Source organism: Roseibium sp. SCP14, assembly GCF_040329475.1.
GTDB lineage: Bacteria > Pseudomonadota > Alphaproteobacteria > Rhizobiales > Stappiaceae > Roseibium.
The window spans coordinates 712132-726590 of sequence record NZ_JBDZYH010000003.1; the positions used below are offsets into that span (position 1 = coordinate 712132).

Genomic DNA, 14459 nt, shown 5'->3' on the forward strand with positions numbered 1-14459 from the left:
CGGGAACAGGCATTGCAGCAGTGAGGTGAAGGCAGTATTACGGGGCAAACATGAATTTGGCCGATGTTCGCGGCAAATCAGATGCATCAAGCGACCGGCCCATACCTCAGGGAAACATCATGCCCCCTATTCACGTTATCGGCGGCGGTCTTGCCGGATCTGAGGCCGCTTGGCAGATCGCACAAGCCGGATTGGACGTTGTTCTGCACGAGATGCGTCCAGTTCGCAAAACCGATGCTCATCAGACCGACGGTTTGGCAGAGCTCGTATGTTCGAATTCCTTTCGCTCCGACGATTCCGAACACAATGCCGTTGGCCTGATTCACCATGAACTGCGTCAGCTCGGTTCGCTGATCATGTCGGCCGCAGATGCGCATCAGGTGCCGGCCGGAAGCGCACTTGCCGTCGATCGTGAGGGATTCTCCGACGCGGTTACACAAGCTCTTGAAAATCATCCTAATATCAGGATCGAGCGCGAGGAAGTCTCCGGACTCCCTCCTGAGGATTGGAAAAATGTTATCGTTGCGACGGGTCCCCTGACCTCTCCTGCTCTTTCTCAGGCTGTGTTGGAGAAGAGCGGCGAAGACGCATTGGCGTTCTTCGATGCCATTGCTCCGATCGTGCACTTCGATTCCGTTGATCTTTCCAAAGCCTGGTTCCAGTCGCGTTACGACAAGGTGGGTCCGGGTGGCACCGGCAAGGATTATCTCAACTGCCCGCTCGACAGGGAGCAGTATGAAGCCTTTATCGATGCACTTCTTGCTGGCGAATCTGCCGACTTCAAGGAATGGGAAGCCAACACCCCCTATTTTGATGGCTGTCTGCCGATCGAGGTCATGGCAGCACGTGGACGCGAAACGCTGCGTCACGGTCCGATGAAACCGATGGGTCTGACGAACGCTCACAACCCGGATGTCAAGGCTTACGCGGTCGTCCAGCTTCGGCAGGACAATGCGCTCGGTACGCTCTACAACATGGTCGGTTTCCAGACGAAACTGAAATATGGCGCTCAGGCGGACATCTTCAGGATGATCCCGGGACTTGAGAATGCCCAGTTCGCGCGATTGGGCGGCCTGCATCGCAACACGTTCCTCAACTCTCCGAAAGTTCTCGACAGTTCCCTGCGGCTGAAGTCGGATCCGCGCCTTCGTTTTGCAGGTCAGATCACCGGCTGCGAAGGATATGTGGAGTCCGCAAGTGTCGGCTGCATGGCCGGCCTGTTTTCGGTTATGGAAGCTCGTGGCCAGACCTTCTCCGCTCCGCCGGAAACGACTGCAATGGGTGCCCTTCTCGGCCATATTACAGGCGGGCATATTTTCCGGGAAGAAGGTGCCGGCAAACCGGGTTCCTTCCAGCCCATGAACGTCAATTTTGGTCTGTTTCCGCCCGTCGAAACTCCCACGAAAGACGAGGAAGGCAAGCGCCTGAAAGGCAAGGAAAAAGCCAAGGCGAAGAAACTTGCGATGACCAACCGCGCCAAATCGGATTTCAAGGAATGGCAGGCAAAATTCGAGTTGCCAAAAGCTGCAGCTGAATAGCCTTTTTCCGACAGTTTCAGCCGCAACAGCCGCGGTGCGAAAGCATCGCGATTTTTATTTGATCTTGTCCAAGGTCTTGCCGGATGCACGCCAGAGTATCCATTGGCGTCTTAACTGTGAAATCTCCGCAACCTGTTTCAAAGGATCGAAGCCTTCATCTCCAAGTTTTTCCAGAAAGGACTTGATCAGGAATACAGGGAGAAACGCAGGGAGACATCTTGCAGGCACATCGTCAGCCGCCTGCCGGACACGCCCCAGATGATGGTGCACATGCTCCTGCATTTCCTTCAGCGCCGCTCTCAGTTCAGGGGTTGTCTCACCTCTGAATACCGTTGCCGTATCGACGTTATGCCGATCCAGGACATCTTTCGGCACATACATCTGATGACGCGCAGCGTGCCAGGGCAAGGCTCGCATCAGCCCGGTCATGCCATAGGCGACACCCGCATGTCCCGAAACTGTTGCTGTGCCGGGGTCTTCGCCATCGTTCAGGATCAGGCAGGCCAACTGAATGAGACCGGAAACCGTCTCTCCAGCGTAGCCCTCCAAGTCGTTCAACGTCGGCATCGGGTCGTTATAGAGGTCGAAAACACGGGCTTCGGTCATGGCGACAAGCCCTTGCCGCGGAAGCTTGTATCGCTCAATCGTTTGAAGAAGTGCGTTCGCAACCGGATTTGAGGCAACCGCACCGTGCTCAGTGCCTTCCAGCAAATCCCGCCACCACTGCAGCCTGACTTCACCGGGCAACGGTTCGGAAACAATTTCCCGAATGCGGCCGATTTCGGCACTAAAGGCGTAAAGCGCCATCAATCCGTCACGATGCGGCTCCGGAGCAAGAAGCGCGCTTAGATAGCGATCTCTGTCGAATTGACGCGCAACATCAGCGGCATGGTCGAAGTCAGTGGTCATGTGTGCCCGTATGGACCGAATACGTGCTTCAGTCTACGGCCAACAGTGCCGCAGCCACCGCTCGGTTTTCCGATAGCAGAACGTTGTAGGTGCGCACTGCCGCGCCGGTCGACATCGGATCGGCCAGGATGTTCGCTTCGCGGAACAATTCCTTCAACTCGCCGGGCAATGGCCGAAGATCCAAACCGGTTCCGACGAGAAGCACTTCTATGCCGTCCTGTTCATCCAGGACCCGCTGAAATGCTTCCTTGGAGAATTCGGTTGGATCTTTCAGGTTCCAGCCGTAAATCCCGCTCGGTATGCAAAGCAGCGACCCTCGATGCGACATATCGGCAAACCGGAAGCCACCGTTGCCATAAGCATCCAGCGGCGCCCGGCCCGGAAAATGCGCATCCCGGATTTCCATCAATCGGATCCTCAGACCGTCGCCTTGGCGTTCGGGCCCTTCTCTTCGTCATCATCCTTTGATGACAGCGCATCGGCGCGCAGATTGAGAAGGATCAGGAACGGCGCAGCAAGGAAGATCGAAGAATAGGTACCGATCACAATACCGAAGATCATGGCCAGCGTGAACGACTGGATGACCTCACCACCGAAGACATAAAGTGCGATCAGGGCCAACAACGTCGTCACGGACGTCATGGTCGTTCTGGACAGGGTTTCGTTGATCGACTGGTCCAGCAGCTCCGTCAACGACTTCTTCTTGTACTTCCTCAGGTTTTCCCTGATGCGGTCGTAAACAACCACGGTATCGTTCAGCGAGTAACCGATGATGGTAAGAACCGCAGCGATGCTGGAAAGCGAAAAGTCCAGCTGAAGCAAAACGAAGAGACCGATCGTGATGATCACATCGTTTGCGGTCGTCAGGATGGCCCCAACTGCGAATTGCCACTCAAAGCGGAACCAGATGTAGAACAGGATCGCGAGGAGCGACGCACCAACGGCGATGGCTCCGGCTTGGGCCAGCTCGCCCGACACACGCGGTCCAACAACCTCAACCCGGCGGAAGTCGACATTGTCATCTTCAAAGATGGTCCGGATTCGTGACACCACGGATTGCTGGGCAAGTTCACCGCCCGGCTGTTCTTCGACACGGATCAGGATGTCATCGGAGCCACCGAATTCCTGAACCTGTACATCTCCAAGATTGAGTGCTCCCAGTTCGGAACGTATTGCGCCGATATCAGCAGGACCATCTGTTTTGATTTCAATGATCGTGCCGCCCTTGAAGTCAATGCCGTAGTTCATGCCGATTGTGAAGAAACCGGCCAATGACGCAATGACGAGGACAATGGACAGCGGAAAGCTTACCTTCCGCAGCCACATGAACTTGATGTGTGTGTTGTCCGGAACAAGTCTCAGCAACATTTGTTTTTCTCCCGGATCAAATCGGCAACTTGGACGGACGACGGCGGCGGATCCAAAGAGCCACCAGCAACCGGCTGAACGTGAATGCTGAGAAAACGGTCGTGAAGATACCGATCGCCAGCGTCACGGCGAAGCCTCGAACAGGTCCGGAGCCAAGCTGGAACAGGATGACGGCCGCGATCAGCGTGGTGATGTTGGCGTCAAGAATGGTGCCGAGCGCGCGGCTGTACCCGGCATCGATCGCAGAGATGACCGATCGGCCAGCTCGCGATTCTTCCCGGATACGCTCAAAGATAAGAACGTTCGCATCGACCGCCATACCAATGGTCAGGACAATACCGGCAATACCCGGCAAGGTCAGGGTCGCCTGCAGGACCGTGAGTGCACCGAAGATCAGGAAGATGTTCGAGAGCAAGGCAAGGTCGGCGATGATGCCAAATCGGCCATATGCCAGGATCATGAACACGATCACGGCCGTGCCGGCGATGATGGATGCAAGCTTGCCCGCCTCGATCGAGTCAGCTCCAAGCCCCGGTCCAATGGATCGCTCTTCAAGTACTGTCAGTTTTGCGGGAAGCGCACCCGCACGCAGAAGGATTGCAAGATCGTTGGCGCCTTCAACGGTGAAGTTCCCCGAAATCTGCCCTGAACCACCTGTAATGGGTTCGCGGATCACCGGCGCGGAAATCACTTCATCATCAAGAACGATCGCAAACGGACGGTTCACGTTCTGCTGGGTGATCAAAGCGAACTTGCGGGCACCGGACTGATTGAACCGGAAATTGACGACCGGTTCGTTGTTCCGCTGGTCAAAGCTGACCTGTGCATCTACGAGATCTTCGCCGGAAAGCAACGGGGCTTCCTCAAGCAGATATGGGAACGGAGGATCGTCCACCGACATTTTCACGACCGTTCCGACCGGAGGCCGGGACTGCAGTGCCTGCTCGCCGGACATGGACTGATCGACCATGTGGAACGTCAACTGTGCCGTTTCGCCGATGATGTCCTTCAGACGTTCCGGATCACCTTCACCAGGTGCTTCCACGAGGATCCGGTCGGTGCCCTGCCGCTGAATATTCGGCTCCGTAGTGCCAAGTTCATCGAGACGGTTTCGGATAACTTCGATAGCCTGCTGAACAATGTAGGTAAGCCTGTTGTCCAACCCTTCTTCGGAATAGGTGAACCGAATGAGCCCATCGTCATTGACGGTCAGGTCGAATTCATTGACCGGCTGACCGCCGAAAAGATTGGAAACCAGCGGATTGACCAAAGGCTGCAAACGCTCCTCAGCCTCATCCAGCCTCGTCAGGTCACGAATGCGAACCTGAGCAGAATCGCCTTGGACGCCTAGACCGGTATAGCCGATGCGAGGATCTTCACGCAGTGTGGTGCGGATATCGCTGACCAGCCCCTGCATGCGTTTTTCAATGTAGTCCTCTTTGTCGACTTCATAGAGAAGATACGCGCCGCCTTGAAGGTCAAGGCCGAGTACCATCTGGTTTTTCGGCAAAAAGTCGGGCCAGCTTTCGAGCTGTTTGGTGGAAAAGAAATTCGGCAAAGTCATGAGGATGCCGGCAGCAACCACAAGCACGATCAGCGCGATTTTCCAGCGGGCGAAATGAAGCATGGTAAAGCCTTAAAAGCTGCCAGGCCGATCAAGAACCGGCCCGGCGTATTCATCCAAACGGCGCAACAAATGCTTACGCGTTGTCTTTTGCAGGCTCGGTCTTGGAACGTACTTCCTGTACCATGGAACGAACGACGCGAACCTTGACGCCTTCAGAAAGTTCCACCTGGAGCTCACCGTCGTCTACCACTTTGGCAACCTTGCCGATAAGGCCGCCGGTGGTCACAATGATGTCACCACGGCGCAGGTTGGAAACCAGTTCCTGATGCTTCTTCATGCGCTGACGCTGCGGGCGGATGATCAGGAAGTACATGATCGCAAAAATGGCGACGAAAGGCAGCAAGGACATGAGGAAGTCCGGACCTGCCGCACCGGCAGATTGCGCATAGGCTGGGGTGATCAACATTCAACTCTCCTAAGGGGCGCTCTTGTTGCCCTTGAGGCATGGAGCCTTGAGAACAAAAAACGCTCTAATTCTGGTGGCGCGGACTATAACGGCGGCGCGTGTCATTTCAAGCTTTGCAAGCACTTCCGGCGTACCGGTATGGGAATAACTGGCGTTTTCCGTCTGGTTTGTCCATGTTACTCCACCAGCAACTTACTTCAGGGCCTCAAATGGGCCTTTTTGACAAGGGTTGCAAGAATAATGAGTCCGCAAAACGATCTTGCCGCACTGAACGCAAAACTCGATTCTCTTATCGACTTGATCAGTCGTGCGGTGCCCGCATCACCTGTCGCTCCAGACTGGTCTGCGGCAGACGCCTTTATCTGGGCACCGGAACCGGGTGAACTTCACCCGGTATCAAAGGTAAACCGTGTAGATATTGAACTTCTTTGCGCTGTCTCTCACGTGCGCGACTTGCTTCTCGACAATACAAGACGCTTTTCCAGGGGACTTCCGGCAAACAACGCCCTGCTTTGGGGCGCCCGGGGAATGGGCAAATCGTCGCTGGTCAAAGCTGCGCATGCCGCAATCAATCTGGAAAACGGATCCTCCGATCTCAAGTTGATCGAAATTCACCGTGAGGACATAGAGTCCCTCCCCAGGCTTATGTCACAGATCGGCTCCGCCGGTCATCGCTTCATTGTCTTTTGCGATGACCTCAGCTTCGACAATGACGACACCTCCTATAAGTCTCTGAAAGCGGTACTGGAAGGAGGTATCGAGGGTCGGCCGGAGAACGTCATTTTCTACGCAACCTCAAACCGCCGTCACCTGCTGCCGCGCGACATGATCGAAAACGAACGCTCGACCGCGATCAATCCGGCTGAAGCCGTCGAAGAAAAGGTTTCATTGTCAGACAGGTTCGGGCTCTGGCTCGGTTTCCACAAATGCAGCCAGGACGATTATCTCGATATGGTGCGTGGCTACGCCGTGCATTTCGAGCTGAAGATAGGCGATGATGATTTGCGCTCGCAGGCCCTTGAATGGTCCACCACAAGGGGCAGCCGCTCTGGCCGTGTCGCATTTCAGTTCATACAGGATCTCGCAGGACGTCTCGGGAACACGCTCTAGCAAGTCAGTAAAGCAAAAGGCCCGGCAAATGCCGGGCCCTTTTTCTGATCATTGGTCGTGTCACCGCTGTGGCAGATGTTTTAGCGGATCAACGGGCTTGTTGCCTTTGCGCAGTTCGAAATGAACCTGCGGCTGACTGACCGACCCGGTAGCACCGGCTAGTCCGACGGTATCACCGCGCCTGATCGTGTCGCCGCGTTTCACCTTCAACTCGCTGTTATGGGCGTATGCAGAGACCCAGCCATCGCTGTGCCGCAAGAGCACCAGATTGCCATAGCCCTTCAATTCGTTTCCGGAGTAAATCACGGTACCGTCGTCTGCAGCCTTGACCGGTGTTCCCTCGGGTACTGCAAGGTTCACACCTTCATTCTTGCCGCCACCCGGCTTCGCGCCGAAATCGGAGATAATCCGGCCACGTACCGGCCAGCGGAATTGTGCAGAGGTGACATCCGCTTCCTCTTGAACACTGGCGACAACAACTGGCGTTTCGATAGGCTTGGTCGGGCGCCCCTCTTTGACCACGGCTGGTTGAGGCAATGCAGACTTTTCCACGCTTCCAGATGGTGCGGCGGCGACAGGTTGAGCGGAAGGGCTCTGCCTGCGCGGCGCCGGCGCGCTGACCGCAGGTGTTCCGTTGGAAATGGAAGCGGTCGTGATCGGACGGCTAACGCCTGCCGGCTTGCGTTTGGGTAAAGTGCTTTCGCGAATGACCTCAACGTCTTCAACAACAGTCGCGCTTCCGCTGATCTGCTTGAAGCTGGGTTGGCTGTACGGTTTGCGCTCCGGACGAGGCAAGGAACCGTTTGACACCGGCACCGATGCCGTAACAATCCGGTCTTCCCTGCTGGCCTTGGGAAGCTTGACCGGCCCCGTTTCACCCTCAGTTGCGCTCGCCAGACCATTCCGGTCGGAATAAACATATGTTGGAATGACGATGCTCTGCCCAGGACGAACCTTCTTCGGGTCCTCTATGCCGTTGACGGCGACCAAGGCTTGAATGGGAACGCCGTATCTGCGGGCCATGGAGTTGAGATCATCTCCCTGTCGAACTTGTACCCTCGTTCCTCCGGCAGATGTCCAGCCCTTCCAGCTTTTGGCATTGGCAGCAGAGACATTGCTTGCGCGGGCGACTTCCGGCGCCGGCAGCGTTGAAACCGGAGTTACACTGACTGGTGCCGGTGCCCTCGAAGAAGCGGTCTGCACCGGAGCCGGTAATGGTGCGGATTTTATCTCCGGAGCCTTTTGCGGAATGGATCCGGTCGTAACGGGTTGCGACGACGCCGGCGGCAATCCAGCTGCAGTCCCCCCGGGCCCGTTGACAATATCCTGATATGTCGGCTGCTTGGGAGCGCCGTTCAGTATTTCCCGCTGGTTCTGGGTGTTGCCTGTGTAATAGGGAGGTTCGCCAAATCGCTCAACAGCGCTGGAACATCCCGCAAGAAACACTGCAACCATGGAAATAGTTGCAACCTTGCCCATCAGATCCCTGCGGAGGGTACGCATCCGCTTCTTCATTGCCTCAACTCAAACCGCTAACAATGACTGTTATGGTTAAGATTAGAAGCCAGTAAGGTTTATAAAGACTAAAGACAGGCCAGTGATTTGAAGAAAGTCCCGGTTTTCCGGGCAACAATACCGATTGGAAATGAGAGGAGACCAAAGTTCATAGTAAACGGAGCGATGACCGTTTGCCGGCTGTTCCAACGCCCGTGAAAGTACTCTACGCCTAGAGTTTCAGCGCAATACCGGGTCTCAGCATGACAGTGCGGACAGTCAGCAGGGTTTCTGCCGTCATCACGTTTTCCGTTTTCTGGAATCGAATCAGCGACTGCACTTCATTTGCTTTTCCGACAGGTGCAATCAAGTATCCACCTGGCTTCAGCTGCTGCACCCAGACATCGGGAATCGCATCTACTGCAGCGTTTACAACGATTCTGTCATAGAGCCCTTTTTGCTTGAGCCCTTCAAATCCATCTGTTTGCCAGGCCTTCACGTTTTCAAGCTTGAGGGCGGCAAAGCGACGGGTCGCCAGGTCCGTTAACGTTGCGAAGCGATCAAGCGTTTCCACACGCTCTGCAACATGAGCCAGAACCGCTGCCTGGTAGCCGGACCCGGTCCCGATCTCCAGAACAGCGTGGCCAGCCTCGAGGTTGAGCGCCTGTACTGTGAAGGCAACAATGGAAGGCGCGGAAACAGTTTGTCCGCATTCGATCGGCAAGACTGCGTCTTCATAAGCGAGACCGTGATGCCTTGCGGAAAGAAACAGGCGCCGGGGCACGCGCTCGATCGCCGCAAGTACGTCTCGAGCTCCCACACCGCGCTGGCGCAACGCCAAAACAAGCGCTGCCCGGGCCTCCGCTTCATCGGGAAGCGCGGTTGAGCTGGTTGCCTGCTGTTTGCCGGGCGTGTGGCCGGCCATTGAAAACTCCCAAATGCGGGTCTACTGAAGAGCCCCTGCCAGGTGACTCACCAAATCATGGGCTGTCAGGTCTATCCGTAACGGCGAAATGGAAACATATCCATCCGCAATTGCCTGAAGATCGGAATTATCAAGAACGGATTTACCGCGATCCTGAAAACGAAGCCAGTAATAGGGATCTCCTCTCCCGTCCCTGCGCTCGTCGATCGACAAACCGCTTTGCTCATGATGCCCTTGAACGGTCACTTTCACCCCCTTTACGGCATCGGCCGGGCAAGCGGGAAAGTTGACGTTCAAAAGTGTGTAGGGCGGCAGGTCATAGCCAATCAGTTTGCGAAACAGTTCCGGTGCATGGGCTTCCGCGATTGAATAATCGGGACCGACATCATTGTCCCAGCTATAAGCCTGGGAAACAGCGATCGACCGAATTCCCAGGATCGCACCTTCCATGGCACCGGCAACAGTGCCCGAATAAGTAACATCCTCCGCGAGGTTCTGACCTCTGTTGATGCCGGACAGCACAAGATCAGGCATTGCCGGAAGCACTTTGCGAACACCCATGATGACGCAATCGGTCGGAGTTCCCTTCAATGCGTAATGGCGTTCGTCAATCTGCCTGAGCCGGAGCGGATCACTCAGTGTCAATGAATGCGAAACACCGCTTTGATCGGTTTCCGGAGCAATGACCCAAACATCATCGGATAGCGTCCGCGCAATTTTCTCAAGGCTCTTCAGTCCCGGTGACTGAATTCCGTCATCATTGGTAATCAGGATTCGCATGAACTGACTGCTCCTGTCCGAAATCAAGGGAATGGCTGTCACTCGATAGAGCGGCAAAACGAAAATCTCCTGACGGCAGAGAACTCTGCCGCCAGGCAAAAAGATCAAAGGCACCGTCTATTGGGCGGCACCTCACGGAAAGAGCGGCCAGCCCTACCCGATTTTTTCCAACCCGCCCATGTAAGGACGCAGAACGTCCGGGACCGTGACCGAACCATCAGCGTTCTGATAGTTCTCCATCACCGCGATCAGCGCACGTCCAACGGCGATACCGGAACCGTTCAATGTGTGAACATGTCCTAGCTGCTTGGACTCAGCCGGACGGAACCGCGCGTTCATGCGCCGGGCCTGGAAGTCACCGCAGACGGAACAGGACGAGATTTCCCGATAGGTGTCCTGCCCCGGCAACCAGACCTCAATGTCATAGGTCTTGCGTGCACCGAAACCCATATCTCCGGTACACAGTGTCATGACTCGATAGTGCAGTCCCAGCTTCTGCAGGATCTTCTCGGCACAGCCAAGCATGCGTTCCAATTCGTTGAGCGACTCTTCCGGCTTGGTTACCGAAACGAGTTCGCATTTCTGGAACTGGTGCTGTCGAAGCATCCCACGCGTGTCTCGCCCGGCGGAACCTGCTTCCGAACGGAAGCAATAGGTCAACGCAGTCACGCGCAACGGCAGTTGATCTTCCGCCAGAATTTCGCCGGCGACCAGATTGGTCAATGGAACTTCCGCTGTCGGAATAAGATAGTGACCTGTCGTGGTCTTGAACTGATCCTCTTCGAACTTGGGCAACTGGCTGGTACCGAAGAGCGGTTCGCTGGTGACAAGCAGAGGCGGAGACACTTCCGTGTAGCCGTGCTCCGACGTATGCAGATCAATCATGAACTGACCAAGCGCACGCTCCAGTCTCGCGATCTGTCCTTTCAACACGACGAACCTGGAACCGGACAACTTGGCCGCTGTGGCGAAATCCATGTCGCCCAGCTCTTCACCGAGCTCATAGTGTTCCTTCGGTGCTTCGTTGAAGGTAAATACCGGTTTCTCACCATGCGTCTTCAGCAGCACATTGTCGTTTTCATCCTCACCGACCGGCACATCGCCGTGCGGCAGGTTCGGAATAACGGCCATAGCCTCTTCCAGGCCGGCAACCAGTTTGCGTTCTTCTTCCTCGCCGGACTGAATGAACGTCTTGATCTGCGCCACTTCGTCAATCAGCTCCTGCGCCCGGGCCTCATCGCCCGACCCTTTGGCTTTGCCGATTTCCTTTGAAGCGGCATTGCGCCGTTCCTGGGCTTCCTGAAGCTTGGTGATATGGGAGCGACGGGAGTCGTCCAGCGCAATCAGTTTGGCGGAGGAAGCTTCATAGCCCCTTTTTGCCAGTGCCTGATCAAAGGCGTCTGCGTTTTCCCGAATCCACTTAATATCAAACATCTTCGCTTCCCGAACGACGGTCGTTTCTACTCATGTTCCGTCCGTCAAGAAGGAAAGCTCGAACCAGCTTGATGTTAAGCTGCTGCGTCCTCTGCTTCGCGCTTGGCTTCACGTTCCGCACGTTGGCGCTCCACCATTCTGACAGACAGAATGGAGACTTCGTAGAGAAGCAAAGTGGGCAGCGCAAGACCGATCTGCGAGATAGGGTCTGGTGGTGTCAAAATTGCAGCAGCTGCGAAGGCTCCGACAATGGCATATTTGCGCTTTGATTTCAGAGTATCGGAGCTGACCAGACCTGCACGTCCGAGCAAGGTAAGTACGACCGGCAACTGGAACACCAGACCGAACGCAAAAATCAGGACCATGATCAGCCCTAGATATTCACTGACCTTGGCAAGGTGCTGAATCGCCACCGTGCCTGCACTCGCTGCCTGTTCCTGCGAAAGGAAGAAACCCATCGCCATCGGCATCACGAGAAAATAGACAAGACACGCACCGATCAGGAAAAGTATCGGCGTTGCAATCAGAAACGGCACAAATGCACCGCGTTCATGTTTGTAGAGGCCCGGAGCAACAAACATGTAGATCTGGCTGGCAACGACGGGGAATGCCAGAAACAGAGCACCAAAGAGCGCCAGTTTCAGCTGCGTGAAGAACCATTCCTGCGGTGCGGTGAAGATCATCTCCACCGGCTGCCCCTCTCCTGCGGCGCGCAGATAAGGCACGGTCAGAATGTTGTAAATATCGGTCGCAAAATAGAAGCAGACCACAAACATCACCAGGATCGCACCGATTGACCACATCAATCGTTGGCGCAATTCAATCAGGTGTTCGATAAGAGGCGCCTTTGAGGCGTCGATATCTTCCTGGCTCATGCCTTCACATCTTCCGTGACCGGTTTTTCCACCGATTTTGCAGCTGCTTCAACCGGTGTTGCAGGTTCGGTCTGGGAAACAGCGGGCTTCTCCGGAGCTACTGGATCCGGTTCTGAATCCGAACTTGGCGTCTCAACCGATGCGGCCTTCGGCTTTGCTGCCTTCTTGGCCGCATCTTCTTCAATGGACTTCTTGATGTCGCCCAACGGATTGAAGTTCGCGACCTCTTCGACCTGCTTTTTCATATCGGCAATATCGGCCTGCTGCTCAGCTTCACGCAGCGCATCGTTGAACGTCGACTGGAATTCGCGCGAAAGCTTTCGCATTTTTCCGATCGTTTGCCCAAGTGTGCGCAACATGCGCGGCAGGTCTTTTGGCCCCACAACGATGATCGCCACGCAGGCGATCACCAAGAGCTCGGTCCACCCGATATCGAACATGAGAATACTCGTCCCTTAAGGAGACGCGATGCAGATTAAGATCAGCTCGCTTTGGTCTGATCTTCAGCTTTTGCAGTCGGTGCTGCTTCGCTGGACTGGTGATCGATAGTCTTCGGAGAGTCGGCTACGTCGTCTTCGGCCATGCCCTTCTTGAAGCTTTTGATTCCCTTGGCAACATCGCCCATAAGCTCGGAAATCTTGCCACGTCCGAACAGCAGAACCACCACCACTGCGATGATCAAGATCTGCCAGATACTAATGCCCATACGCCAAACTCCTGATAATTGGCTTGAAAGCCCTTAGGCCCTTGTACAAAAACGGCCGCGCCCCTGCAATATACACCTTAAGAACAATTTCTGCTCTTATACGGAATAACTAGCCGGGATCGCACTGATTCAGCTCATGCCCTAGATTTGGGACTGGTGGCGTGGAAAAACAAGCACATCCTTGGGATCTGTTGTTACCGCGACATCCATTCCGGTTTCCCAGGGACTGCCTGCTCGGACCCTTGCTTGCAACGATTGGTCCGTTCCTTCAATGACAATGGTCAAAAGATCCACCTCACCGACGAATCTCTTGTCCCGAACTCGTCCGCGAACACCACAAAGACCAGCCTCATTGACCAGTACGCCTTGCGGACGAACGCAGACATCGACGGTTTCGCCTGCCGTCAGACCGCTTGCCGCCAGCACACCGACAGGCGTCTCTACACCAGCAGAGGTCACCTGCCCTTCCAACTGGTTGAGTTCAGAGAAGAATCGCGCGGCAAACAGGTCCGCAGGGCACTTGTAGAGATCTGCTGCCGTTCCATGCTGCACCAGGCGGCCACGCCGCATCAACGCAATCTTGTCACCCATGCGCATGGCTTCTTCCGGATCATGAGTCACGATGATACAGGTTGCCCGTGTTTCACGGATAACAGCCAGAGTTTCGTCTCGAACACTGTCTCGCAAACGTTTATCGAGGCCGGAAAACGGCTCGTCCATCAAAAGTATGCCGGGTCGCGGGACAAGGGCACGAGCCAGAGCGACGCGCTGCTGTTCGCCGCCTGACAAAGCATGTGGATAGTCGTCTGCGTAATCCGTCAACCCTACCCGGCCGAGTGCCCCCATGGCCGCGGTCTGTGCTTCCTTCTTCGGCAGATTCGTCAATCCGAACATGACGTTGCTCAAAATGCTCATATGCGGAAAAAGAGCATAGTCCTGAAACATGAGCCCGACGCCGCGCTTCTCCGGCGGGAGAAAGACCTCTTCGTCTGCCACAACGCGTCCGTTGATCAGCACCTTTCCCCGATTTTGACGCTCGACACCGGCCGCAATTCTCATCAACGTTGTCTTGCCGCATCCAGAATGTCCCAGAAGGCAAAGGATTTCGCCCGGTGCGATTGCGAGGTTCATTTCCTTGACGGACGAAACACCATCGTAATCGTGCGACACATTTTCAAAAACGAGGCCAGCAGCAATCGTAGCCCCGGCGGTGCCCGGTGCACCCCAGCTCAACTGTTGGCCATTCCCGTTGGAAAATGACGACTTGTCTTTCTTGGACATGAAGCC

Annotated in this window: 15 protein-coding genes; 2 read left to right on the forward strand and 13 right to left on the reverse strand. The window is 55.4% G+C overall.

The features are described from left to right. Positions 1-116: 116 nt before the first annotated feature. Positions 117-1538, forward strand: coding sequence for a methylenetetrahydrofolate--tRNA-(uracil(54)-C(5))-methyltransferase (FADH(2)-oxidizing) TrmFO (gene trmFO / locus ABLQ08_RS15850; RefSeq protein ID WP_352944421.1), 1422 nt, complete (start codon positions 117-119; stop codon positions 1536-1538). 54 nt (positions 1539-1592) lie between these two features. Here trmFO and ABLQ08_RS15855 read toward each other — a convergent pair whose 3' ends face one another. The 5 genes from ABLQ08_RS15855 to yajC form a co-directional block, all read right to left on the reverse strand. Next, on the reverse strand, positions 1593-2447 hold the full coding sequence (locus ABLQ08_RS15855; RefSeq protein ID WP_352943979.1) for a phytoene/squalene synthase family protein: 855 nt from the start codon (positions 2445-2447) through the stop codon (positions 1593-1595). A 28-nt stretch (positions 2448-2475) separates the two neighbouring features. Beyond that, a complete protein-coding gene (locus tag ABLQ08_RS15860; protein ID WP_352943981.1) occupies positions 2476-2853 on the reverse strand; it encodes an Mth938-like domain-containing protein in 378 nt (125 codons plus the stop codon). Between the two features lie 11 nt (positions 2854-2864). Beyond that, complete coding sequence (gene secF / locus ABLQ08_RS15865) at positions 2865-3815, reverse strand: protein translocase subunit SecF (RefSeq protein ID WP_352943983.1); 951 nt, start codon at positions 3813-3815, stop codon at positions 2865-2867. Between the two features lie 16 nt (positions 3816-3831). Continuing rightward, entirely contained in the window at positions 3832-5442 is a 1611-nt protein-coding gene (secD, locus tag ABLQ08_RS15870) for a protein translocase subunit SecD (protein ID WP_352943985.1), read from the reverse strand. Positions 5443-5515: 73 nt separating this feature from the next. After that, positions 5516-5848 carry a preprotein translocase subunit YajC gene (gene yajC, locus ABLQ08_RS15875; RefSeq protein ID WP_352943986.1) on the reverse strand — a complete coding sequence of 111 codons (333 nt, stop codon included), beginning with the start codon at positions 5846-5848 and terminating at the stop codon, positions 5516-5518. Between the two features lie 240 nt (positions 5849-6088). On the opposite strand from yajC, the gene ABLQ08_RS15880 reads away from it, so the two are divergent. Then, positions 6089-6958: an ATP-binding protein gene (locus ABLQ08_RS15880; RefSeq protein ID WP_352943988.1), complete on the forward strand. Its 870-nt coding sequence runs from the start codon at positions 6089-6091 to the stop codon at positions 6956-6958. A 60-nt stretch (positions 6959-7018) separates the two neighbouring features. On the opposite strand, the gene ABLQ08_RS15885 is transcribed toward ABLQ08_RS15880, so the two are convergent. From ABLQ08_RS15885 to ABLQ08_RS15920, 8 genes are all read right to left on the reverse strand, one after another. After that, on the reverse strand, positions 7019-8461 hold the full coding sequence (locus ABLQ08_RS15885) for a peptidoglycan DD-metalloendopeptidase family protein (protein WP_352943990.1): 1443 nt from the start codon (positions 8459-8461) through the stop codon (positions 7019-7021). 223 nt (positions 8462-8684) lie between these two features. Then, positions 8685-9377: a protein-L-isoaspartate(D-aspartate) O-methyltransferase gene (locus ABLQ08_RS15890; RefSeq protein ID WP_352943992.1), complete on the reverse strand. Its 693-nt coding sequence runs from the start codon at positions 9375-9377 to the stop codon at positions 8685-8687. A 21-nt stretch (positions 9378-9398) separates the two neighbouring features. Beyond that, entirely contained in the window at positions 9399-10157 is a 759-nt protein-coding gene (surE, locus tag ABLQ08_RS15895) for a 5'/3'-nucleotidase SurE (RefSeq protein WP_352943994.1), read from the reverse strand. Positions 10158-10310: 153 nt separating this feature from the next. Further along, positions 10311-11591, reverse strand: coding sequence for a serine--tRNA ligase (serS, locus tag ABLQ08_RS15900; protein ID WP_352943996.1), 1281 nt, complete (start codon positions 11589-11591; stop codon positions 10311-10313). Between the two features lie 74 nt (positions 11592-11665). Further along, positions 11666-12466 (reverse strand): twin-arginine translocase subunit TatC, encoded by an 801-nt coding sequence (gene tatC / locus ABLQ08_RS15905; protein WP_352943997.1) that lies wholly within the window; start codon positions 12464-12466, stop codon positions 11666-11668. Further along, complete coding sequence (gene tatB, locus ABLQ08_RS15910; RefSeq protein WP_352943999.1) at positions 12463-12906, reverse strand: Sec-independent protein translocase protein TatB; 444 nt, start codon at positions 12904-12906, stop codon at positions 12463-12465. The genes tatC and tatB overlap by 4 nt, the downstream gene beginning before the upstream one ends. A gap of 41 nt (positions 12907-12947) precedes the next feature. Next, positions 12948-13172 (reverse strand): twin-arginine translocase TatA/TatE family subunit, encoded by a 225-nt coding sequence (locus ABLQ08_RS15915; RefSeq protein ID WP_352944001.1) that lies wholly within the window; start codon positions 13170-13172, stop codon positions 12948-12950. 141 nt (positions 13173-13313) lie between these two features. Next, complete coding sequence (locus tag ABLQ08_RS15920; RefSeq protein ID WP_352944003.1) at positions 13314-14453, reverse strand: ABC transporter ATP-binding protein; 1140 nt, start codon at positions 14451-14453, stop codon at positions 13314-13316. Between the last annotated feature and the right edge of the window lie 6 nt (positions 14454-14459).